The sequence below is a fragment of the Bradyrhizobium sp. UFLA05-109 genome (genome assembly GCF_054185165.1).
Window position 1 is genome coordinate 90703 of the sequence record NZ_JBBIAR010000011.1, and the last position, 23048, is coordinate 113750.

Sequence of the window (23048 nt, forward strand, 5' to 3'; positions counted from 1 at the left end):
GGCTGAGAAAAGCAACAAACTAGGGGGGACGCCATGAGCCAGACCACCACCATTACCGGTTCCGCAAACACCGCCAAGAACCCTAACAAGAGCGCGATTGAGACCTCGACCATCCGCGCCATCTCCTGGCGCCTGATTCCATTCCTGGTGCTGGCTTACTTCTTTTCCTACCTCGATCGCGTGAATCTCGGCTTCGCCGCGCTGACCATGAATGCGGAATTGAAGTTCACGCCGCTGATCTTCTCCTGGGGCGCCGGCATCTTCTTCATCGGCTATTTCATCTTCGAGGTGCCGAGCAACCTGGCGCTGGAGAGGTTCGGCGCGAGCCGCTGGATCGCCCGCATCATGGTGACCTGGGGCATCATTTCGGCGCTGATGGCGACGGTCAACGGCGTCACCAGCTTCTACGTCCTGCGCTTCCTGCTCGGTGTCGCCGAAGCTGGCTTCTTCCCCGGCATCATCCTCTATCTCACCTATTGGTACCCAGCCGAATATCGCGCGCGCTTCCTCGCGGCCTTTGCCATCGCGGTGCCGGTGTCGACCGTGATCGGCGCGCCGATCTCGGGCCTGCTGCTCGGGCTTGACGGTGTGCTGGGCTTGCAGGGCTGGCAGTGGCTCTTCATCATCGAGGGCGTGCCGTCGGTGCTGCTCGGCATCGTCACCTGGTTCTATCTCACGGACAAGCCGGAGAAGGCGGACTGGCTGTCGGCCGAGCAGAAGGCGTGGCTCAAGGCCAGGCTTGATTCGGAAGTGGCGGCCAAGCAGGCTGTGAAACACCTCTCGCTCGGCGAAGCCTTGTCCTCACCGAAGGTGATTGCACTCAGCCTGATCTACTTCGGCTTCGTTGGTGCGCTCTACGGCATGCAGTTCTGGCTGCCGCAGATCGTGAAGGCCTTTGGCCTCACCAATGCGCAGACCGGCTTCGTCACCGCGATCCCGTATTTGTTCGGCACTATCGCGATGATCCTGTGGGCGCGGCATTCCGACGCCACGCGCGAGCGCGTGATGCATGTCGGCGCGCCGCTGCTGCTCACCGCCGTCGCACTCGGCGTCTCCTCCTATCTCACCGATCCCACCCTGACGATGGTGGCGCTGACGGTGGCCGCGATCGGCGTATTCTGCTGCTTCGGCGTGTTCTGGACCCTGCCGACCGCCTGGCTCTCCGGCATGGCGGCCGCCGGCGCGATCGCTCTGATCAACTCGATTGGTAACCTCGCCGGCTTCGCCGGGCCCTATCTGATCGGCTGGGTCAAGGAAGCGACGGGCCAGACCTCGACCGGCCTCCTGGTCCTGGCGATCCTGCCTCTGATCGCCGGCATCCTGGTGTTTGTCGGCGGCCACGAGAGCGAGCACGAGTTTGCCGAAGGGGGGCGGTGAGGGGCCGCTTATCAAGTCATTCCGGGGTGGTGCGCAGCACCGAACCCGGAATCTCGAGATTCCGGGTTCGCGCTTCGCGCGCCCCGGAATGACTCCCGACGTGACGTAGCTTCTCGCGCGCCGCTTACGCGACCAGACGTCACACCAAAGCTAACCCTTTGACCGATTTTACCTCCTTACCATCCCTTAACGATCACGCTTTCCTGATGACTGACGATTATTGACTTTTATCAGTGATTAGTCGACATTTCTCCGGAACACAGCCGCAGGAGTGTCCGATGTTCGTCCGGTCGATTTTGTCGAGCTATTCCAGGCTCTTGGCAGGTGCTTCGCTGGCCCTGATGGCCGTGGCACTGGCCGGATGCAATGACACCGTGGCGCAAAAAGCCGAGCCGCCGCGGCCGGTGCTGGTCGCCAACGCCCATTACGAGGCCGACACGCCGGAGCGCAGCTTCGTCGGTACCGTCAGGCCCCGGATCGAGAGCGACCTCGGTTTCCGCGTCGCCGGGAAGGTCGCCAAGCGCCTGGTCGAGGTCGGGCAGACGGTCGAAGAGGGCCAGCCGCTCGCGACACTGGATGAAGTTGATCTGAAGCTCCAGGCGGAGCAAGCCGTGGCCGAGCAGACCGCTGCGACCGGTGTGCTCGCTCAGGCCGCCGCCGCCGAGCAGCGCGCCAAGGATCTGAAGGCCAAGGGCTGGACCACCGACGCGCAGATGGATTCAAGCCGCGCCGCCGCCGACGAGGCCCGCGCGCGATTGAATCGCGCCGAGCGCTCGGTCGAACTGACCAAAAATTCCCTTTCCTACGCGACGCTCAATGCCGACGCCCGCGGCGTCGTCACCGCAACGCTGATCGAGCCCGGCCAGGTGGTCGCCGCGGGCCAGGCTTCGATCCGTGTCGCCCGCTTTGCCGAGAAGGAAGCGGTCGTCGCGATCCCTGAGACGCTGGTCGGGCGCGCCAAGTCGGGCGTCGCCAGCGTCACTCTTTGGTCGGAGCCGAACAAGAAGTACGTCGCCAGGCTGCGCGAGATCGCGCCTGCTGCCGATCCCGCCACGCGGACCTACCTTGCTAAATTCTCGCTGCCGGAAGCTGACGACAAGGTCGCGCTCGGCATGACGGCGACACTGACGCTGTCGGATGCCGCGACCGAGCGCGTTGCGCGGCTGCCGCTGTCGGCGCTGTTCAACGAAGGCGGCAAGCCGTCCTTCTACGTCGTCGACGACAACGGCGCGGTGACGCTGAAGCCCGTCGTGGTCAAATCCTACGAGAGCAACGACGTCGTCATCGCCAGTGGCGTGGAAGAGGGCGCGAAGATCGTCGCGCTCGGCGTGCAAAAGCTAGATCCGAACCAGAAAGTCCGGATCGTGTCCTCGCTTTCTTTCTGACGACGGAACGAGCATGACCCCGGTTTTAAGGGGCATGCTCAAACAATAGAGAGTTCCGTCATTGCGAGGTGAGTTTCGGCCGTCGCGCGAATGCGACGGAGGAAGCGGCGAAGTGATCCAGAACCTGCCCAGCCCCCTGGATCGCTTCGCTACCTCGCAATGGCGGGTTTCAACAGGTGGTTGGAAATAGGTCACCTCTGGAGAGTGCGATGAAGCGCTTCAACCTTTCGGCCTGGGCCGTCAGCCATCCGACGCTGGTCCTGTTCCTGATGATCGTGCTCGGCGTCGCCGGCTTCTTCTCCTATCAGAAGCTCGGGCGCGCCGAGGATCCGTTCTTCACGGTGAAGGTAGTCAACGTCTCGGTCATGTGGCCGGGCGCGACCGCGCAGGAGATGCAGACCCAGGTCGCCGATCCCATCGAGAAGAAGCTTCAGGAGCTGCCCTATTTCGAGAAGGTGCAGACCTACTCGAAGCCAGCTTTCACCGCGATGCAGGTGACCTTCCGCGACAACACGCCGCCGAAGGACGTGCCGTATCTTTTCTATCTCTTGCGCAAGAAGCTCGTCGACGTTCAGGGCCAGTTGCCGTCGGGCATTCTCGGACCCGTCGTCAACGATGAGTTCTCCGACGTCGATTCCATTCTCTACATGATGACCGGCGACGGCGCCGATTATGCGCAGCTGAAGAAGACCGCTGAGGGTTTCCGTCAGCGCCTCCTTAAAGTTCCCGGCGTGACCAAGGTCGACGTCTACGGCACGCAGGACGAGCGCATCTATGTCGAGTTCTCGCACGCCAAGCTCGCAACCCTCGGCATCACGCCGCAGGCGCTGTTCGATTCGCTTGCCAAGCAGAACAACGTGACCCCCGCCGGCACGGTCGAAACGTCGTCACAGCGCGTGCCGCTGCGCGTCACCGGTGCGCTCGATGGTGCCAAGGCTGTTGCCGAAACGCCGGTCGAGAGCAACGGCCGCGTGTTCCGCCTCGGCGACATCGCGACCGTCACGCATGGCTATGTCGATCCACCCAGCTTCGTCGTGCGCCAGGAAGGCAAGCCCGCGATCGGTATCGGCGTCGTCACCGCCAAGGGCGCCAACATCCTCGAGCTCGGCAAGGACGTCGAGAAGGCGACCAGCGAGTTCATGAAGGCGGTGCCGCAGGGCATCGACGTCGAGCTGATCGCCGACCAGCCCAACGTGGTCGAGCACGCGGTCGGCGAGTTCGTGCATTCCTTCGTCGAGGCGCTCGCGATCGTCTTGTTCGTCTCTTTCGTCGCGCTCGGCTGGCGCACCGGCATCGTGGTCGCGCTGTCGGTGCCGCTGGTGCTCGGCATCGTCTTCATCGTCATGAACGCGATGTCGCTCGACCTGCACCGCATCTCGCTCGGCGCGCTGATCATCGCGCTCGGCCTTTTGGTCGACGACGCCATCATCGCGGTCGAGATGATGGTGGTGAAGATGGAACAGGGCTGGGACCGCATCCGCGCCGCGTCCTTTGCCTGGGAATCGACTGCGTTTCCGATGCTCACGGGAACGCTGGTCACGGCCGCAGGCTTCCTCCCCATCGGCTTTGCCAATTCGGCGGTCGGCGAATATGCCGGCAGCATCTTCTGGATCGTGGCGATCGCACTGGTCGCATCATGGTTCGTCGCTGTGATCTTCACGCCCTATATCGGCGTCAAGCTGTTGCCCAACATGAAGGTGCATCACAGCCACGATCCGCACGCGGTCTATGAGACGCGGATGTATCGCGGCCTTCGCGCCATCGTGCAGTGGTGCGTCAACCACCGTATCACGGTGGTGGTGGCGACCGTCGGCGTCTTCGTCGCCTCGATCGTCGGCTTCGGCCATGTGCAGCAGCAATTCTTCCCGCTGTCCGAGCGGCCCGAGTTGTTCCTCCAGCTCCGCCTGCCGGAAGGCACCGCCTTCAACGTCACCGAAAAGGCGGTGAAGGACGCCGAGAAGCTGCTGAAGGATGATCAGGACATCGCGACCTACACCGCCTATGTCGGGCAGGGCTCGCCGCGCTTCTGGCTCGGCCTCAATCCGCAACTGCCGAACGAGGCCTTTGCCGAGATCGTCGTCGTTGCCAAGGGTGTCAAGGCGCGCGAGCGCGTCAAGGCCAAGATCGAGAATGCAGTGGCCGATGGTGCGCTCAACGAAGCCCGCGTCCGCGTCGACCGCTTCAATTTCGGTCCGCCCGTCGGCTTCCCCGTGCAGTTCCGCGTGATCGGACCTGATCCGCAAAAGGTGCGCGAGATCGCGTACCAGGTGCGCGACGTCATGCGGCAGAATAAGAACGTCAAGGACGTGCAGCTCGACTGGAACGAGCAGTCGCCCTATCTCAAGCTCGTCGTCGACCAGGACCGCGCGCGTGCCATGGGCCTCACTCCGCAGGAGGTCTCGCAGTCACTCGCGATGCTGATCTCCGGCGCACAGGTGACGACCGTGCGTGACGGCATCGAGAAGGTCGGCGTGGTCGCCCGTGCAATCCCGTCCGAGCGGCTTGATCTCGCCCATGTCGGCGATCTCACCATCACCTCGCGCAATGGCGTTGCGGTTCCGCTCCAGCAGATCGCCAAGATCGAGTATTCCCACGAGGAGCCGATCCTGTGGCGGCGCAACCGCGACATGGCGATCACCGTGCGCTCCGACGTCGTCGACGGCGTCCAGGCGCCCGACGTGACCAGCCAGATCACGCCGAAACTGCAACAGATCAAGGACTACCTCGAGCCGGCCTACCGCATTGAGCCGGGTGGCGCGTTCGAGGAATCCGCCAAGGGCAATGCCTCGATCTTCATCCTCTTCCCGGTGATGGTCATGGTGATGCTGACGCTGTTGATGATCCAGCTTCAGAGCTTCTCGCGCCTGATCCTGGTGTTCCTCACCGCGCCCCTCGGCATCGTCGGTGCGTCGCTCGGGCTCAACGTCGCCAACCAGCCTTTCGGCTTCGTGGCGCTGCTCGGCCTGATCGCGCTCGCCGGTATGATCATGCGCAACACGGTCATCCTGGTCGACCAGATCGAGACCGACGTCTCCCATGGCCTGACCCGGCGCGAGGCGATCGTGGAGGCGACCGTCCGGCGTGCACGCCCGGTGGTGCTGACCGCGCTCGCCGCGATCCTTGCCATGATCCCGCTGTCGCGCTCGGCGTTCTGGGGCCCGATGGCGATCACCATCATGGGCGGATTGTTCGTTGCGACCTTCCTGACGCTCCTGTACCTGCCGGGCCTCTATGCCCTCTGGTTCCGCAAGAGCCTCGACGAGGCTGGAACTGCCGAGCAGCCGGAAGCTGCACCGCAGCATGGCAGCGATGCCGAGCCAGCATTTCCGCTTGCTGAAGCTGCTGAATAAATGAAGAGTGAGTTTTGACGAGTCTCGACAGATGACACTGGTTTCGGAACATATCGAAGGCGACACCCGGGAGCGTATCCTCGAGGTGGCCGAGCGGCTGTTCCGCCAGATCGGCTACCAGAAGACCACTGTCGGCGACATCGCCAAAGAGCTGCGGATGAGCCCGGCCAACGTCTATCGCTTCTTCGAATCGAAGAAGGCGATTCATCAGGCCGTGGCGCGCTCGCTGATGGGCGAGGTCGAGCTGGAGGCGCATCGGATCGTGGCTCAGCCCGGCCCGGTGCGGGACCGCTTCCGTCAGCTTCTGACGACCATCCATCGCATGAACACCGAGCGTTATGTCGGTGATTCCAAGCTGCATGAGATGGTCGAGATCGCGATGCAGGAGGACTGGGACGTCTGCGTCGCCCATATGGAGTGCATCGCCGCGATCATCGGCCAGATGATCGCACAAGGTGCCGCCTCCGGCGAATTCGAGGCGCCAGACCTCCAGCTGGCCTCGCTTTGCGCCTGCACCGCGATGATGCGCTTCTTCCACCCTCAGATGATCGCCCAGTGTGCCACCAAGCCGGGCCCCACGATCGATCAGATGATCGATTTCGTCATCGCAGGCCTGTCGCCGCGTCACTGAAGCGTGGTGCAATTGCTCCTATGAGCAAGCTGAACGTCATGATGGGGTCGGTCTTGCGGACCTCGCCGGAATGACAGGCGATTGGCGCGCAACACGGACCAGCAAACTCCGTCATTGCGAGCGCAGCGAAGCAATCCAGAAATCCCGCCGCGGAGACAGTCTGGATTGCTTCGCTGCGCTCGCAAGCAATGACGAGATCGTTGCGCGCGCGTCCCATACTCTCGCTGTCATCGCCCGCCTCGTGCGCAATTGCGCACTGGGGCGGGCGATCCAGTATTTCAGAGACAGTGACGTACACGGAGAAGCTGCGGCGTACTGGATTCCCCGCCTTCGCCTTCACGGGGAATGACAGTGGTTATGTGGAAGTACGTTGCGCGCAATGACGGCGTCTGTTGAGCCAAGTCCCGTAATGACACGCCGCGTGAAGAGTTCCTTCACCATATGCATTGACGAGGCGTTTACCTCTTCGCGTGAGGTCGCATTTACCAACGCGCCCGATCGCACCGTGAAAACAACTGCGATTGCTTGAGTGTAGCGTACGCGCAACGTCGATTAACTCCCCGGCAACCTAAATTAGATAACAACAAAAAGGATCGAATTGCACGGACGCACTGCGTTCGATCTTCTCTAGCGTAAGCGTTGCGTGAGCGTATCGATGTTTGTGTTGCGTAACCATCCGAAGGGCGCGCGGTTCGCGTCCTTCGGCATCGGTCTCTGCATCTTCGCATTGATGCCGAGAGAGACCGGATATCAGGACATTGCTTCGCTGCTGGCGCGCCAACCCGGCGTCGCCGAGCGTTGGCAGAGGCAGGTATTTTCCGCGGCGTCCTCGATCCAGCTCGCCACCTACACCTTTGCCCGTCCGATCGGAACCTCGGTTCCGCAGAGCGCCAGCTACCGCCTCGCGAGCCTGGACGATCGCGACGTCACGGGCAGCATCTCGCGCAATCCGGCGCTCCAGACGCCGCCGCGCTATCAGGCCGCCGATTTTCCGCGCGTGGATCGCACGCTAAAGGGCGACCGTCTCGCGACGGCCACCCCCGCGCCGGCTGAGCCGGCCGCGCCGTCCGCGGCGCCCGCCGTGCAGGATCCCGCCACATCGAACAGCTCGGTCTTTGGCGCCAAGACGGCTGCGTTGCCGCAGGCGATGTCGCCGGAGTCCGCGGCCGCGCTTGATCCCGAACTCGAGGAGGCGCTGCGCGCGCCGCCGCTGCCGCAATATTCGGGCGCGCCATCGGCAAGCGACACGGCGCTGCCGCTTGCGGGCCAGCCGCTCAACGATTTGAAGGGAGTCCCGGCCGCGCCGGCGCGCGATCCTTTCGGCGTCAAGACGTCGAACCTGTTCTTCGGCAGCTCGTCGCTCGGCGGGAGCCTCGAGAGCATGGAGAGCTGGCAGCCGGGCGCCGAGCCGCTGATCGTGATGCCGGACCCCGACATGAAGGTGATGGCCTCGCTGCCGCCGCCGTCGGAGGAGGTCGCAACGGCAACCGAGAGCGGCGAGAGCGTTGCGCCCAAGGGCGAGGTCAACGCCGACGACCAGCGCGTCAGGTCGCCGGCCGAACGGCTCGCCCTCGACGAGAAGTCGCGCGCCAAGTCAGAGAAGTGCCTGGCTGAAGCCGTGTACTTCGAGTCGCGCGGCGAGGCCGTGCGTGGCCAGATGGCGGTTGCGCAGGTGGTGATGAACCGCGTGTTCTCCGGCAAATATCCGGACACTGTCTGCGGGGTGGTCTATCAGAACAAATACCGCCACTTCGCCTGCCAGTTCACCTTCGCCTGCGACAACAATCCCGACGTGATCCGCGAGCCCGACATGTGGGAGCGCGCCAAGAAGATCGCGAAAGCAACGCTCGACGGTCAGATCTGGCTGCCCGAGGTCGGCAAGTCGACGCACTATCACGCCTATTGGGTGCGCCCGTCCTGGGTCGCCGAGATGAAGAAGATGTACAAGTTCGGCGTGCACACCTTCTACCGGCCGCGCGCCTGGGGCGACGGTAGCGAGGAGCCAAGCTGGGGCACGCCGGCGCAGACCGCCGCACTCTCAGCCGAGCTCGTGCTGGAAGCCAAGAGCTCGGCCGAGCTCGGCGCGTCCGAGCGGCGATAGCGCTCACGCCTCGATATCCAGCGCGCAGTCGAAGTTCGCCGCTGAGTGCGTCAGCGCGCCGGACGAGACGTAGTCGACGCCGGTGGCCGCGATCTCTGCAATCGAGCCCAGCGTGACACCTCCGGACGCTTCCAGCGCGACGCGGCCGGCCGCCAGTTTCACAGCTTCACGCAACGTGGTGGTATCCATGTTGTCGAGCAGCACCGCATCGGCAAGGCCAGCGTCCAGCACCTCGCGCAGTTGCGCCAGCGTGTCGACCTCGATCTCGATCTTCACGAGATGGCCGGCATGGCTGCGGGCGCGCTCCAGCACGGGGCGGATGCCGCCGGCGACTGCGATATGGTTGTCCTTGATCAGGATCGCATCATCCAGGCCGAAGCGGTGGTTGAAGCCACCGCCGCAGCGCACAGCGTATTTCTCCAGCGCACGCAGCCCAGGCGTGGTCTTGCGCGTGCAGCAGATCCGCATCTTGCTGCCTTCGGTCTGGCGGACGTAGTCGGCCGTCAGCGTTGCGATGCCGGAGAGCCGGCCAACGAAGTTCAGCGCGGTCCGCTCGGCCGTGAGAATGGCGCGAGCGGCGCCGGTGATCGTCAGCACGCGCTGTCCGGCCTTCACTTTCGCGCCATCGCGGACGTGGGCCTGCACTTCGACCGCGTCGGAGAGCTTTAGCAGCGTTGCCAGCGCCAACGGCAGTCCAGCGATCACGCCGGTCTGACGCGCGACCAGGATCGCGTGAGCCGTGTTGGCCTCGGGGATCGTCGCAAGCGAGGTGATGTCGCCGGCCCGACCGAGATCCTCGTCGAGTGCGCGGTGCACGGCCTCATCGATCGCGAGCGGCGACAGGAAAGCATCGGGATGGAGCAGGGAAGCTGGGGTCATGACAAGGGTCTCCGTCAGGCGATCATGGCTTGCGCCGCCCGCCGCGCAGGTTGTTCGGTCAGCGCTTCGGCGACCTCGATCGCCGCGGCGAGTGTCGTCATGGTTCGCTCTGCGAAGGCAGGCGCCTCGGCCGGATGGTCGGAGCGGAAATGCGCGCCGCGGCTCTCGTGCCGCGTGAAGGCGGATGCTGCGACGAGAAGCGCCGTGGTCGCCATGTTGCGAAGCGCAACGCTGCCGGCATCGCGTTCGAGCGCCGCGAAATATTGCACGGCCTCTGCAAGCCCGTTGTGATCGCGGATCACGCCGACATGCGCCGCCATCATGGCGCGCAGGCTGGTCTCGGCTCGCTTGTCGATGGCGGCATTGCGGGGCATCACCAGCGCTTCCGGCGGCCGGGCCGGTGAGGGGATTGCGCGGCCGGCGATGTCCTCCGCGATGCGCGCGGCATAGACGACGGCCTCCAGCAGCGAGTTCGAGGCGAGCCGGTTGGCGCCATGCGCGCCAGTCGACGAGACCTCGCCGCCGGCCCAGAGCCCGTCGATGGACGTGCGGCCGCGGGCATCCACCGCGATGCCGCCCATGTGGTAGTGCGCGGCGGGCGCAATCGGGATCGGCTTCGTTGCCGGATCGAGGCCTGCCGCGATGCAGCTTGCATGGACGGTCGGGAATCTTTCGGCGAAGCGCGCACCCAACGCTTCCCGCGCATCGAGGAACGCGCCGCGGCCTGCCGCGATCTCCGCGAACACGCCGCGCGCGACGATGTCGCGCGGCGCCAGCTCGGCGAGCGGATGGCGTGCCGTCATGAAGCGTTCGCCTTTGCCGTTGATCAGCGTTGCGCCTTCGCCGCGCAGCGCTTCGGTCGCAAGCGGCGCTGGATCGCGGCCGGACATGATGGCGGTCGGATGGAACTGAACGAACTCCGGATCGGCGATGACGGCTCCGGCCCGTGCCGCGATCGCGAGCCCTGATCCGCTTGCTTCCAGTGGATTGGTCGTGACGGCGTAGAGATGGCCGATGCCACCGGTTGCCAGAACCACTGCGGGAGAAGCGATAATGACGGGGCGTGCCGCCGGATTGCTGGCGTCGCGGAGCTGCAATCCGGTGACGGCGCCGTCCTCGGTCAGCAGCGCCTCGGCGACAAGGCCTTCGATCAGACGGATCGACGGCGTGCGCCGCACGGCCTCGCTGAGCGCCGCGATGATCGCCGCGCCCGCCATGTCACCGCGCACATGCACGATGCGCCGGGCCGAATGCGCGGCTTCGCGCCCCACGGCGAGCCTGCCCTCGAGATCGCGGTCAAAGGGGACGCCGTAGCTGAGGAGATCGTGAATGCGTGGCGCTGCTTCGCGTGCGATTCCGAGCGCGACGTCTTCATCGACGAGACCGCCGCCGACCGCGACGGTATCGGCAGCATGCGCCTCCGGGTTGTCGCCTTCGCCGACGGCTGCCGCGATTCCGCCTTGCGCCCAGGTGCTTGATGCGCCCTGTCCGAGCGGCGCGGCCGAGATCAGCGTCACGGGTCGCGGCGCCAGCTTTAGCGCACAGAACAGCCCGGCGAGGCCGCCGCCGACGATGACGACGTCGTCGGTGGTACGGGTGAGGTTGTGGATGGTGTTTGGCATGGCTGTCTCCATTCACTCAACTGTCGTCCCGGATCAGCGCTCACTTCGTTCGCTTGTCCGGGACGACGGCTTCGTGTGTTGCGCTAGTTCTTCAAATTGATCATCCGCTCGACGGAACGCCGGGCGCGTTCGGCGATGGCGGGATCTATCGTCACCTCCTCACTGAGCGTCAGCAGGCTGTCCAAAATGTTGGACAGAGTGATGCGCTTCATGTGTGGGCAGAGATTGCAGGGGCGCAACATCTCGACCTCGGGCAGCTCGGCGCGCACATTGTCGGCCATCGAGCATTCGGTGATCATGACGAGCCGCTTCGGCCGCTTCTCGCGCACCCAGTTGATCATGTGGGCAGTCGAGCCGGTGAAATCGGCTTCCGCCAAAACATCAGGCGGGCATTCCGGATGCGCGATGATCTGCACGGACGGATCGGCTTCGCGAAAGCTGCGCAACTCCTCGCCGGTGAAGCGTTCATGCACCTCGCAGGCGCCTTTCCAGGCGATGATCTTCACGTCAGTCTTCGAGGCGACGTACTTTGCGAGGTACTGGTCGGGCAGGAAGATCACGCTCGGCGCGCGCAGGCTTTCGACCACCTGCACCGCGTTCGACGAGGTACAGCAGATGTCGACTTCCGCCTTCACCTCGGCCGAGGTGTTGACATAAGCGACGACGGGCACGCCGGGAAATTTTTCGCGCAGCAGGCGCACATCCGCGCCCGTGATGCTGGCGGCGAGCGAACAGCCGGCGCGGGAATCCGGGATCAGCACCGTCTTGTCCGGATTGAGCAGCTTCGACGTCTCCGCCATGAAGTGAACGCCGCATTGCACGATGATGTCGGCCTTCACCCTGGTCGCCTCGACCGCGAGCTGGAGCGAGTCGCCGCCGATGTCGGCGACGCAATGAAAGATCTCGGGCGCCTGGTAGTTGTGCGCGAGGATCACCGCGCCGCGCGCCTGCTTCAGCTCGTTGATCGCATTGATGGCCGGCGCCATCAGCGGCCACTCGATCGACGGGATCACGTGCCTCACCCGCTCGTAGAGATGCGCCGTGGCCTGCTCGACCTCCGGTGTCCATTCCAGCAAAGGCCGCGGTAATGCAGGGCCGCGATTGCCGACGGGCTTGCGTGCGGTGGGAGCGGTGTGGCCCTGCGGCCGCTTGGCAAAATCGTCGGGGCCGTAAATTCCAAAGATTGGCATCGAAGCCTCCCGTTCAAATATACTCAATATGAGTATATGTGGGCTGTTAGAAATCCGGCCTTTCGAGGCCGGTTGGGTTTGGGAGCCGCATCAGCTTTTGCCGGACAACATCCGCAGCTCGGAGAAGAGTCGGCGGCTCACGTTAATATGCTCAATATGAGCAGATCAAACATAGCACGGGAGGCTGCCGGCCGCCAGACTCATCCGGACACATTCCCGTGCGCGTACTCCGCGCGCGATTTGCAGGGCTGCAATGTTCGCTTCCCTCTTGGGATTTTCATGCAAATGCATTAACCCAATCCGGCGAGGTGACCTATTCCGGACCCCGCCAACCGCAGAAAAGGGAAAATGCATGTCGGCAAGCGTGGGCGACCTTGGTCCGGTTTCGCGTTCTTCCACTTCTCCTACTTCACCTTCTTCCTGGCGCACGCCAGCGATCATCATTCTCTGTGGCTGCGCCATCGGCATGCTGGGCTTCGGCCCGCGCTCGAGCCTCGGCTTCTTTGTCCAGCCGATGAGCCATGAATTTTCCTGGGGTCGCGACGTCTTCGGCCTCGCGATCGCCCTGCAAAATCTGTTGTGGGGACTGGGCCAGCCATTTGCCGGCGCGGTCGCCGATCGCTTCGGCCTGTTTCGCGTGATGTGCGTCGGCGCCGTGCTCTATGCCGGCGGCCTGTTGCTGATGCGCTATTCCTCGACGCCGTTGTCGCTCAACATCGGCGCCGGAGTCATGGTCGGCTTCGGGCTTGCCGGGTGCTCATTCAATCTCGTGCTGTCGGCGTTCAGCAAGCTTCTGCCGGCCGAGAAGCGTGGGCTGGCGCTCGGCGCCGGCACTGCGGCCGGCTCGTTCGGGCAATTCCTGTTCGCGCCCGTCGGCGTCGCGCTGATCGACAATTTCGGCTGGCAGCAGGCGCTCACGGTGTTCGCCGGCCTGATGCTGCTGATCGTTCCGCTCTCGCTCGCGCTGTCCACGCCGCCCGTTGCGAGCTCATCCAGCACGACGGCCGCGGACGAGCAATCCTTCACCAAGGCACTCGCCGAGGCGTTCGGCCATCGCTCTTATGTGCTGCTCGTACTGGGCTTCTTCACCTGCGGTTTCCAGCTTGCCTTCATCACCGTGCACCTGCCGGCGTTCCTTGTCGATCGCGGCATCTCCACGCATGTTGGCGGCTGGGTGATCGCAGCCATCGGGCTCTTCAACATGGTGGGATCGCTGAGCGTTGGCTGGCTGCAGAACTATCTGCCCAAGCGCTACATCCTCTCGACGATCTATTTCATTCGTGCGCTCGCAACGCTCGCCTTCATCTCGTTTCCGATCACGCCGTTCTCGGCGATCGCCTTCGGCGCGGTGTCCGGCCTGATGTGGCTCTCGACCGTGCCGCCAACCTCGGCGCTGGTGGCGCTGATGTTCGGCACGCGCTGGCTCGCAACCCTCTATGGCTTTGCTTTCGTCAGCCATCAGGTCGGCGGCTTCCTCGGCGTCTGGCTCGGCGGCATCGTGTTCGAGCGCTTCGGTTCCTATACGCCGATCTGGTGGCTCTCGATCCTGTTCGGCGTGCTGTCCGCGCTGATCAATCTCCCGATCGTGGAGAAACCCGTCGCCAGAGCGGTTGCACAGCCTGCCTGATCGGCTAAACATCCCCAAAACAAGTCAGGGAGTTTTGCCGTGGCAACGTTCAAGGCGATCCGGATCGACAAGGCGGACAAAGGCACTTCTGCCGTGCTCACGCAGTTCGACGAAGCCGAGCTGATGGACGGTGACGTCACCGTGCGCGTCGAGTGGTCGACGCTGAACTACAAGGACGGCCTCGCGCTCACCGGCAAGGCGCCGGTGGTGCGCCGCTTCCCGATGATCGCCGGCATCGATTTCGCCGGCACCGTCGAGCAGTCCTCCCATCCGCAATGGAAGGTGGGCGACAAGGTCGTCTGCACTGGCTGGGGCATGGGCGAGACGCATCTCGGTGCCTATGCCGAGAAGGCGCGGGTGAAGGGCGACTGGCTGGTCGCGCTGCCGCAGGGCCTGTCGGCGCGCGATGCCATGGCGATCGGCACCGCCGGTTTCACCGCAATGCTCGCGGTGCTGGGGCTGGAAAAGCAGGGCATCTCGCCGAAGAGCGGCCGCGTGGTGGTGACGGGCGCGGCCGGTGGCGTCGGCTCGGTTGCAACCGCCGTGCTGTCAAAGCTCGGCTATCACGTCATCGCCTCCACCGGTCGCGCGACGGAAGCGGGCTATCTCAGCGAATTGGGGGCGGCCGAGGTGATCGATCGCAACGAGCTATCCTCGCCCGCAAAGCCGCTCGCCAAGGAGCGCTGGGCCGGGGGCGTCGACAGTGTCGGCTCGACCACGCTCGCAAATCTTCTGTCGATGACGAAGTATGGCGGAGCGATTGCAGCCTGCGGTCTCGCCGCCGGCATGGATCTGCCGTCTTCGGTCGCGCCATTTATTTTGCGCGGGGTGTGCCTTCTGGGCATCGATTCGGTGATGTGCCCGCCGGAGCCGCGGAAGGCGGCCTGGCAACGCCTGGCGTCCGATCTTGATCGGACGAAACTAGCTGAAATCACTAAAGAAATTCCGCTCGACCAGGTCATCGAGTGGGGGCCGAAGATTCTCGCGGGCGAGGTCCGCGGCCGCATCGTGGTAAAAATTCTCTAACGGCGTTCAGACTTTACCAACCAAGCTGCTTCAATGTCGCCACGGTTAGTATGGTAAGCAGCGGGTAAAGGGTTCAGGCTTGCCCGCTACTGGGGTTGTCGGAGTAAGAGCATGCTTGCGCGTATTGTGTTGGGAGCTGTCACGGCGGCGGCAACGGTTGCGCCGGCCATTGCAGGAAGTATGAACGCGGACGAGGCGCGCCGGTTCGTGGCGGGCAAGGTGTTCGCCTTCACCTGTTTCGACGGGACCCGCGGTGCAGGCCGCATCCTCGACGATCTCGGCGCCGCAGGCGCCGTGCAGTTCTCGGGCGCCGGTCCCGTTCGCCACATCCGTCTGCCGGGCAACACGCTCCAGATTCGTGGCCAGAACGTCTGCGCCTCGATCAAGGGCATTCCATTCGAACCCTGCTTCAACCTCGAAAAGACCGATGACCGCAGCTTCCGCGGCTCGGTCTCGGGCATGGGCTTTGCCTATTGCGATTTCCACCACCAGGGTGGCAATCAGATGCTGATGGCGCGTGCGGTGGCGCGGCCGCGATCGCTGCGCGCGCCGGGCACGACCGGCTCCGTCAGCGCATCCGCAACCGAAGTTGCCGCACGTGTCGAGACGCCGCGTGTCGAGACAGGCCGCATCGAGCCGGTGAAGTCGCAAGCGAAGCCCGAAGCGCCGAAGAATGACGGCGCGCTCGAGTTGCGCCGCTCGACCGACTGAGCTTTGCCTGTCAGGCGCGTAAGCTTTCCGCGCCGTTTATCGTTGAAACCTGACGAGCTGTGTTTGCCGCCGCGCCGTAGTCATACGGGCGGCGGTTTTCATGCCTTGGTAGCCGTTCGCGCCGAAGCCTTGCGTGACGGCCAGCGGGGGGGGGCGGCCCGACAAGAGGGTTCGACGATGGCGCGGTATTACTTTCGGATCAGCACCGGCCGCTATTGCGGCGCATCCGATCACGCTTATGAATTCGAGAATCGTGCGGCCGCCTGGAGCGAGATGACGGAGGTTTGCGCGAACCTGCTTGGCGGCATCGCACGCGGCCTGAAGCCCAACGCGCAATGGCATATGGATCTCCTCGACGAGAACAAGCAGCTCGTGTTTCGCATCAGCCTGGCCAGTGAGGCAGTGAAGGAGCGCAGCTCCACTGCCTAGAATCCGAGCGGCCTACCGCCGCGTGTGGTTAACTTGTTAAGCGCGCGTTCCGTGCTGATTTTCAAGAGGTTTTCCTCAATTCCCGTAGTTTTCCGGCGCGCGCTGTTAATCAAATCGGAATTCCCGGCGCTCAGCTTTTAGGCAAGGGCGATCAACGCCGAGGGTGGCCGACAATGACTTGGCCGCGCATATCCGGGAAACGTGCCCATGCTGAGCTTTGTCCAGAATTTGCGGATCGGTACCAAGCTGGCGGTGACGTCGGCATTCGGTATCCTTTTGGTCGTCGCCATGATCGCAAGCCAGATCATAGGCAACGGCAATGTGCGTCATTCCAACCAGGCGGCCTTCGCGCAGCAGGAGCTGGCACGGGATGCCGTCGAAGCCAGGCTCTGGGTGCGCAGCATGCAGCTCGCCGTCCGGGATATTCGGCTCGGCAACAATGCAGGTGAATTGCAAAAGGCGAACGAGTCTCTGGTCGAGCGGTCAAGGTCGCTGGGCAACGCCGTCGATGCGATGCTCAAGCTGTCACAGTCTGCGGAAAACCGCGCGCGGATCGAAAAGCTCAGGAATCTCTCCGCAGATTATCTGAAGGGTGCGCAGCAGATCGCCGCGATCCGGAGCGAGATGATCGCCGCGACGAGCGCAGATGCCGCCCGTATCGCCAAGCTCACCGAAGAGAGCATGCGCATCTCGCGCGAAATCACATTGCCGACCGCTACCGAAATGGACGGGCTGGCAGGCCAGATCGCCGACTTCGCGAGACACAAGAGCGAGGAGGAGATCGCCGGCTCCCTTCAGGAGATGGCGTCCAGCGAACATATCGGAACGGTGGTCGGCATCTGCGCCGCGCTTGTCCTGATCTGCTCCTGGCTGATGTCCTTCACGACCATTGCGCGGCCGATCCGCGCGCTCACGGTGGCCATGGACAAGCTCGCTGGCGGCGATTTCTCCGTGGTGCTGCCGGGGCTCGGTCGCAAGGACGAGGTCGGTGGCGTCGCCGAGGCCGTCGAGAAGTTCAAGATCGTGTCCGAGCAGAAGGCGCGTGAGGAGGCCGAAGCCAAGATCAAGCAGGACCAGATTGCCGCCGCGCAGCGCAAGGCCGAAATGCACAAGCTCGCCAGCAGCTTCGAAGCCGCCGTCGGCGAGATCGTCGACACCGTGTCCTCAGCCGCGACCGAGCTCGAAGCGTCGGCTTCGACGCTCACTTCCACTGCGGAGCGCGCGCAGGAACTGACCACGATGGTCGCAGCGGCGTCTGAAGAGGCCTCCACCAATGTGCAGTCGGTGGCCTCCGCGACGGAGGAGCTGTCATCGTCGATCACCGAGATCAGCCGGCAGGTGCAACAGTCCGCGCGCGTCGCCAATGAGGCGGTCGGCCAGGCGCGCACCACGACCGAGCGCGTCAGCGAATTGTCCAAGGCGGCTACCCGCATTGGCGACGTGGTCGAGCTGATCAACACCATTGCGGGCCAGACCAATCTGCTCGCGCTCAACGCCACCATCGAGGCGGCGCGCGCCGGCGAGGCCGGTCGGGGTTTCGCCGTCGTGGCTTCCGAGGTCAAGGCACTGGCTGAACAGACCGCCAAGGCGACCGGCGAGATCGGTCAGCAGATCTCCGGTATCCAGACGGCGACGCAGGAGTCGGTCAGCGCCATCCGCGACATCAGCGACACCATCGAAAGGCTGTCGGAGATCTCCTCGACCATTGCGGCTGCAGTGGAAGAGCAGGGCGCGGCGACTCAGGAAATCTCGCGCAATGTGCAGCAGGCTGCGCAGGGCACGCATCAGGTGTCATCCAACATCACCGACGTGCAGCGCGGGGCGGGCGAAACCGGATCGGCCTCAACGCAGGTGCTGGCGGCCGCGCAGTCGCTCGCGGGCGACAGCAACCGGCTCAAGCTCGAAGTCGGAAAATTTCTCGGCACCGTGCGCGCCGCGTGAGGGCTCGGCACACCTCGCAGGTCTGAGCGGCAGCCCCAGTGATCCCTTCCGGCCGCCGCGCTTTGCCGCGGCGGCCGTGCGTTTATGATGGAAAGCGGCAGCGAAACAATCGCAGGGTTAACGATCCAGAAAACCCAAGCAGGCATCATCCCCGCAATTGGGCCGTATTACTACGGAGTTTCAAATTAACCGTGGCTTGGAACTCAGCGTGCATCTTCGACCCAACAAGAACCAGCCAGCATTTGTCGAACTGAACCCATCCGATCGTCCGTTTTGTCGATCGGAGCGGTAACGACTGCGTCCGCCTGCGTACCGTCCATCTGTCGGGATTATTGCAATGTCGAAATTGTCGATCCGATTGAAAATACTGACCGTGCTGAGTGCTCTGGTGCTCGCGCTCGCCGGCGTCGGCATGATGGCGATCAGCACCATGCAGACCATCAACGCGCATACGGTCGAGATTTCCGAGAGCTGGCTGCCCAGCGTCCGCGCGCTGGGATCGCTCCGCGCCGACATCAACGAGCTACGGGTCGCGCTCCGCCTGCACCTGATGCAGGACAGCGCCGAGGGCAAGGAGGCCGCCGAGAAGCGGATGGCGTCGTTGCGCGAGCGTATCGAGACGACGCGCAAGAGCTATGAGCCCCTGATTACCTCGCCCGAAGAGCGTGCGCTCTATGACCAGTGGACCAAGGCCTGGGCCGAATATCTGAATGGCGTGCAGGAGGTGATGACGCTGTCGCGCAAGAGTGTCGGCCACTTCCCGACCGACGCCAACGAGCTGTTGCAGACCAAGGTCGCCAAGATGGCGCAGGCCGCCGATCCGCTGCTCCAGCAGGACATCGAGCTCAACAACAAGGGTGCCGAGGCGGAAACCAGGAAGGCCGCCGACAGCTACACCATCGCCTTCCGTGTTCTGCTCGGCATCATCGTGACGTCGGTGCTGATCGCGATTGCAGCCGCCTATTTCCTGGTGCAGGACGTCTCGCGCGGCATCGCCTCGATCGTCCGGCCGATGCAGGCGCTCGGCAACGGCGAGCTCTCGGCAGAAGTCCCGCATCGCGGCGCGCGAACCGAGATCGGATCGATGGCAGATGCGCTGCAGATCTTCAAGGAAGCGCTGATCGCGAAAAAGGCGGCCGACGAGGCGGCGGCGCGCGACGCCGAGGCCAAGATCGAGCGAGCCCGCCGCGTCGACGGAATCACACGCAATTTCGAGGCCATGATCGGCGAGATCGTCGAGACCGTGTCCTCGGCGTCGACCGAGCTCGAGGCGTCCGCGAGCACGTTGAGCGGCACCGCGCAGCGCGGCCAGGAGCTCGCGACCGTGGTTGCGGCGGCATCCGAGGAAGCATCCACGAACGTCCAGTCCGTCGCGTCGGCGTCGGAGGAGCTGTCATCGTCGATCACCGAGATCAGCCGGCAGGTGCAGGAATCGGCGCGCATGGCGGCGGAGGCCGTCGACCAGGCGGCGCGCACCAACGAGCGCGTCAACGCGCTGTCGCAGGCGGCCGCGCGCATCGGCGACGTCGTAGAGCTCATCAACACGATCGCGGGACAGACCAACCTGCTGGCGCTGAACGCGACGATTGAAGCCGCGCGTGCCGGCGAAGCGGGCCGCGGCTTTGCCGTCGTGGCGTCCGAGGTCAAGGCGCTTGCCGAACAGACCGCGAAGGCGACCGGGGAGATCGGCCTCCAGGTTTCGGGCATCCAGACGGCCACGCAGGAGTCCGTCAGCGCGATCAAGGAGATCGCGGGCACCATCGAGCGGCTGTCCGAAGTGTCGTCGGCTATCGCCGCGGCCGTCGAGGAGCAGGGCGCCGCCACGCAGGAGATTTCGCGCAACGTGCAGCAGGCCTCGGTCGGCACGCAGGAGGTCTCCTCCAACATCACCGACGTGCAGCGCGGCGCGATCGATACCGGCTCGGCCTCGACAGAGGTGCTGTCAGCCGCGAAATCGCTTGCGTCCGACAGCACGCGCCTCAAGGTCGAGGTCGCCAGCTTCCTGGAGTCGGTGCGCGCGGCCTGATCATCACGCGCTCGTCGGCGTCACGGCTGGCGGCGCCTGCCGGCGGAACAGAATCCGCTGGTAGAGCCAGCCGATCGCGACCAGCACGATGCCGAGGCCCATGAACGACAGCGCGCGCCACACGCCTGTCAGCGTCGACATGTCGATGACGAAGGCTTTCAGGATCGTCAGCGCGATGACGACGGCCGATGCCAGTCGCGCGCGCTCCGAATTGACCAAAAGCCCGACGCCGAGCAGCACCACACCGAAGCCGAGCCAGCCAATCGAATAGGTGTATTGTTCGGCACCCGTCGTCGCGCCGTAGAGCAGCACCGGTCCGTGATAGAAACGGCGGATCTCCAGCGTTACGTAAACGAGGGCGAACACCAATGCGCTGCCCGCGATCGTGTTGGCGTAGGCTTTGGGGCGATGTCCTGCCACCGCGTAGGAGAGCAGCAGCATGAGCACCGCCGGCAGCGCGTAGCCGAGCAGCAGCAGATTGAACACCAGGCCGCCGACGTCGATGCTGCTGAGCAGCCACGGATTCTCCAGCAGCAGGAGGCCGAACACGCTGATGAGGCCTGCGATCACCGTGAGCACGATCGCGCCGACATTGTGCACGATGCTGCCGCTGCGCAGCCTTAGCCGTTCGAGCCCGATCGCCATTGCGAGCGTCACGCAGACCTGGAGGGCGAATTCGAGCAGCGAGGGCGGCGATGCCGTGTCGCCGCCGGTCGCGAAATGACGGATTTCCATGAAGGCGAGAAGCGCGGTGAACAGGATCGCGGCGGCTTCCACCATCCGCAGCGGCGCGTCGTCGCCGCGGCGATGCAGGAAGCGGCTCGCCGCCCAGAACGACAGCGCCGGCACGCCGTAGCCCCAGAGCAGCCAGTTCAGAATCGGCGTGGTGCCGACGGCATCGCCGACGATACGCGGCTCGTAGGCGATGCGCGCGGTGACGATGGCGGCAAAGATCGCGGCGAGCCAGCGCAGGAAGGCGATCGGCCGCTGGATGGAGATCCAGGCGGTGCCGAGCGACATCAGCGCCAGCGCGATCGTGAGCCAGCCCTTCTCCAGCGCAAAGGTCAGTGCAAGCGCCAGCGCGCCGAGCGTGCCGGTTGCGAACAGGGCAATCGAGATCGCAAGGCCGGGCCGGTTCTCGCGCCGGGAGAGCGCTTCGGTCGCGGCGGCAAAGGCGGCAGCGAGCAGCACGGCGAGGATCGCGAACGGGATCGAGCGGTCGAGATGCGCGATGCGCGCATAGGCGGCGATCAGCAATGCGACGGGTGTGAACGTCGCGACAGAGGACCATACCACCGGAATGATCGCGGAGGTCGACCGCCCTTGCGCCAGGAAGCCCGCGATGCCAAAGCCCGCCGCGAAAGTTGCCGCCATCAGCAGGTGCAGCGTCACCGAGGCATCGGTCGCGTTCGGTCCGACGCCTGGCATGGGACCGCCGGGTAGCTCCAGCATGTCCGGATTGGCACGTACCGCCCAGTTGGCGAAGACGATGAAGACGATGGCTGCCGCGGCGCCAAGTGCGCCGGTGGCGGCAGGCGCCCGCCAGACAACGAGCAGCGTCGCCGCGACGAGCATGGTGAAGAAGATCAGCACGACATTGTTATGGAAGCTCGCCAGCACGACCAGCATCGCGCCGAACAGATAGGCAGCGAGCGAGCCGGAGGAAATCGGCTCGATCCGGCCTTCGTCGATGTCAGGGCCGAACATGAAGCCGCAAACGACGAGCATCGCGGCGAGGACGAAGCCAGCCATGACGTGAAACAGGTGCGGCCCGGTCAGGTCCCGGTGGTCCAGCCCGGGGAAGGTCCACAGCAATGCGAACACGATGGTGGTGACCGCAAGCCAGCGCCACAGCCGGATGCGCGCGAGACCAAAGCTCGCCGCGCTGACGATCGCCAGATAGATGTAGAGCGCCGAATAGTCCGGCTCGTCCGAGGAGACGAGGATCGGCGTGACGAAGGCGCCGACAACGCCGAGGCCGGCGAGTGCAGGGCCATGCAGCAACGCAGCAGCAAGCGTGCCGAGCGCAACGAGGCCAAGCAGCACGAAGGCGGTGGCGGGCGCGAGAAAATCGTAGAGCGCATAGGCAGCATAGACGGTGGCAAACGCCACCGCCGTGCCGGCGGCTGTGAGGATCGCGGGGATGTTGGCGATCGGCAGCGCCTGGATCTCGGCGATGCCCTCATTGCGCCGCGTCCATTCGCCGGCGCCAAGCAGCGCAAACGCGAACAGGCCGCCGAGGAAGACGCGCACACCGGGGCCGAGAAGCCCGGCCTCGATCGAATAGCGCACCATGAAGAAGCCGCCGAGCGCGAGCGCAAGGCCGCCGATCCACACCACCCAGCGGGTGCCGAGACGCTCTTCGAGACCCGGCCCTGCGGCCGGCGGCGGTGGCGCGGCCTGAGTTGCATCCGTTTCGATCGGCGGCGGCGCGGCCTGATCGGCGACGAGCGGTGGCGCCAGTTCAACATCAGGTGTGGGCGGCTCCGCCGTGCTCGGTGCGGCAGGCGCTGGTGTTTGCTCCATCGCCTGCTGTGGCGTCAGCGGGGGCGGCTGGATCGGCCGCGGCGCATGCAGGTTGGCTTCCAGCACGCTAAGCCGTCGGCGCAGGTCGGTCGCCTGGTTGGACGCTTTCAATGCAATGAGGAAGGCGGCGATTGCGATCATCACCGCGAAGACGTCGAACGGGGCGTCGAACATAAGACCTCCAGGCGACCGGCCGTATCAGCCCAATCGCGCGATCTATTTTCTCT

Annotated in this window: 15 protein-coding genes; 11 read left to right on the plus strand and 4 right to left on the minus strand. The window is 64.6% G+C overall.

The genetic code is table 11. From position 1 onward, the window contains the following. Positions 1-33 precede the first annotated feature (33 nt). The 5 genes from Q3C01_RS10330 (at position 34) to Q3C01_RS10350 (ending at position 8844) form a co-directional block, all read left to right on the plus strand. Positions 34-1377, plus strand: coding sequence for an MFS transporter (locus Q3C01_RS10330; RefSeq protein ID WP_458145216.1), 1344 nt, complete (start codon positions 34-36; stop codon positions 1375-1377). Positions 1378-1655: 278 nt separating this feature from the next. Further along, positions 1656-2762: an efflux RND transporter periplasmic adaptor subunit gene (locus tag Q3C01_RS10335; protein ID WP_458145217.1), complete on the plus strand. Its 1107-nt coding sequence runs from the start codon at positions 1656-1658 to the stop codon at positions 2760-2762. A 209-nt stretch (positions 2763-2971) separates the two neighbouring features. Next, the gene (locus Q3C01_RS10340) at positions 2972-6112 is read left to right on the plus strand and encodes an efflux RND transporter permease subunit (RefSeq protein WP_458145218.1); all 3141 of its coding nucleotides are present in this window, start codon (positions 2972-2974) and stop codon (positions 6110-6112) included. Between the two features lie 31 nt (positions 6113-6143). After that, positions 6144-6743 carry a TetR/AcrR family transcriptional regulator gene (locus Q3C01_RS10345; RefSeq protein WP_458145219.1) on the plus strand — a complete coding sequence of 200 codons (600 nt, stop codon included), beginning with the start codon at positions 6144-6146 and terminating at the stop codon, positions 6741-6743. Between the two features lie 655 nt (positions 6744-7398). Then, positions 7399-8844: a cell wall hydrolase gene (locus tag Q3C01_RS10350; RefSeq protein ID WP_458145220.1), complete on the plus strand. Its 1446-nt coding sequence runs from the start codon at positions 7399-7401 to the stop codon at positions 8842-8844. A 3-nt stretch (positions 8845-8847) separates the two neighbouring features. On the opposite strand, the gene nadC is transcribed toward Q3C01_RS10350, so the two are convergent. The 3 genes from nadC to nadA form a co-directional block, all read right to left on the minus strand. Further along, positions 8848-9723 carry a carboxylating nicotinate-nucleotide diphosphorylase gene (gene nadC, locus Q3C01_RS10355; protein ID WP_458145221.1) on the minus strand — a complete coding sequence of 292 codons (876 nt, stop codon included), beginning with the start codon at positions 9721-9723 and terminating at the stop codon, positions 8848-8850. Between the two features lie 14 nt (positions 9724-9737). Further along, positions 9738-11345 carry an L-aspartate oxidase gene (locus Q3C01_RS10360; RefSeq protein WP_458145222.1) on the minus strand — a complete coding sequence of 536 codons (1608 nt, stop codon included), beginning with the start codon at positions 11343-11345 and terminating at the stop codon, positions 9738-9740. Positions 11346-11428: 83 nt separating this feature from the next. Continuing rightward, positions 11429-12535 carry a quinolinate synthase NadA gene (nadA, locus tag Q3C01_RS10365; protein ID WP_458145223.1) on the minus strand — a complete coding sequence of 369 codons (1107 nt, stop codon included), beginning with the start codon at positions 12533-12535 and terminating at the stop codon, positions 11429-11431. Between the two features lie 352 nt (positions 12536-12887). On the opposite strand from nadA, the gene Q3C01_RS10370 reads away from it, so the two are divergent. The 6 genes from Q3C01_RS10370 to Q3C01_RS10395 all read left to right on the plus strand — a co-directional run bounded on the left by Q3C01_RS10370 (position 12888) and on the right by Q3C01_RS10395 (position 20295). Then, positions 12888-14162, plus strand: coding sequence for an MFS transporter (locus Q3C01_RS10370; protein WP_458145224.1), 1275 nt, complete (start codon positions 12888-12890; stop codon positions 14160-14162). A gap of 39 nt (positions 14163-14201) precedes the next feature. Next, the gene (gene acuI, locus Q3C01_RS10375; protein WP_458145225.1) at positions 14202-15188 is read left to right on the plus strand and encodes an acrylyl-CoA reductase (NADPH); all 987 of its coding nucleotides are present in this window, start codon (positions 14202-14204) and stop codon (positions 15186-15188) included. 111 nt (positions 15189-15299) lie between these two features. After that, the gene (locus Q3C01_RS10380) at positions 15300-15899 is read left to right on the plus strand and encodes a hypothetical protein (RefSeq protein WP_458145226.1); all 600 of its coding nucleotides are present in this window, start codon (positions 15300-15302) and stop codon (positions 15897-15899) included. A gap of 42 nt (positions 15900-15941) precedes the next feature. Continuing rightward, positions 15942-16328: a DUF6894 family protein gene (locus Q3C01_RS10385; protein WP_458145227.1), complete on the plus strand. Its 387-nt coding sequence runs from the start codon at positions 15942-15944 to the stop codon at positions 16326-16328. 207 nt (positions 16329-16535) lie between these two features. Continuing rightward, positions 16536-18269, plus strand: coding sequence for a methyl-accepting chemotaxis protein (locus tag Q3C01_RS10390; protein WP_458145228.1), 1734 nt, complete (start codon positions 16536-16538; stop codon positions 18267-18269). Positions 18270-18606: 337 nt separating this feature from the next. Beyond that, on the plus strand, positions 18607-20295 hold the full coding sequence (locus Q3C01_RS10395; RefSeq protein ID WP_458145229.1) for a methyl-accepting chemotaxis protein: 1689 nt from the start codon (positions 18607-18609) through the stop codon (positions 20293-20295). Between the two features lie 3 nt (positions 20296-20298). Here the strand turns inward: Q3C01_RS10395 and Q3C01_RS10400 are convergent, their stop codons facing one another. Beyond that, positions 20299-22995 carry a DUF2339 domain-containing protein gene (locus Q3C01_RS10400; RefSeq protein WP_458145230.1) on the minus strand — a complete coding sequence of 899 codons (2697 nt, stop codon included), beginning with the start codon at positions 22993-22995 and terminating at the stop codon, positions 20299-20301. Positions 22996-23048: the final 53 nt, after the last annotated feature.

Bases quoted from the DNA above. Each gene is read 5' to 3' on its own strand.
- Q3C01_RS10330 (WP_458145216.1), top strand. From the start codon at position 34: ATGAGCCAGACCACCACCATTACCGGTTCCGCAAACACCGCCAAGAAC.
- Q3C01_RS10335 (WP_458145217.1), top strand. From the start codon at position 1,656: ATGTTCGTCCGGTCGATTTTGTCGAGCTATTCCAGGCTCTTGGCAGGT.
- Q3C01_RS10340 (WP_458145218.1), top strand. From the start codon at position 2,972: ATGAAGCGCTTCAACCTTTCGGCCTGGGCCGTCAGCCATCCGACGCTG.
- Q3C01_RS10345 (WP_458145219.1), top strand. From the start codon at position 6,144: ATGACACTGGTTTCGGAACATATCGAAGGCGACACCCGGGAGCGTATC.
- Q3C01_RS10350 (WP_458145220.1), top strand. From the start codon at position 7,399: ATGTTTGTGTTGCGTAACCATCCGAAGGGCGCGCGGTTCGCGTCCTTC.
- nadC (WP_458145221.1), bottom strand. From the start codon at position 9,723: ATGACCCCAGCTTCCCTGCTCCATCCCGATGCTTTCCTGTCGCCGCTC.
- Q3C01_RS10360 (WP_458145222.1), bottom strand. From the start codon at position 11,345: ATGCCAAACACCATCCACAACCTCACCCGTACCACCGACGACGTCGTC.
- nadA (WP_458145223.1), bottom strand. From the start codon at position 12,535: ATGCCAATCTTTGGAATTTACGGCCCCGACGATTTTGCCAAGCGGCCG.
- Q3C01_RS10370 (WP_458145224.1), top strand. From the start codon at position 12,888: ATGTCGGCAAGCGTGGGCGACCTTGGTCCGGTTTCGCGTTCTTCCACT.
- Q3C01_RS10380 (WP_458145226.1), top strand. From the start codon at position 15,300: ATGCTTGCGCGTATTGTGTTGGGAGCTGTCACGGCGGCGGCAACGGTT.
- Q3C01_RS10390 (WP_458145228.1), top strand. From the start codon at position 16,536: ATGCTGAGCTTTGTCCAGAATTTGCGGATCGGTACCAAGCTGGCGGTG.
- Q3C01_RS10395 (WP_458145229.1), top strand. From the start codon at position 18,607: ATGTCGAAATTGTCGATCCGATTGAAAATACTGACCGTGCTGAGTGCT.
- Q3C01_RS10400 (WP_458145230.1), bottom strand. From the start codon at position 22,995: ATGTTCGACGCCCCGTTCGACGTCTTCGCGGTGATGATCGCAATCGCC.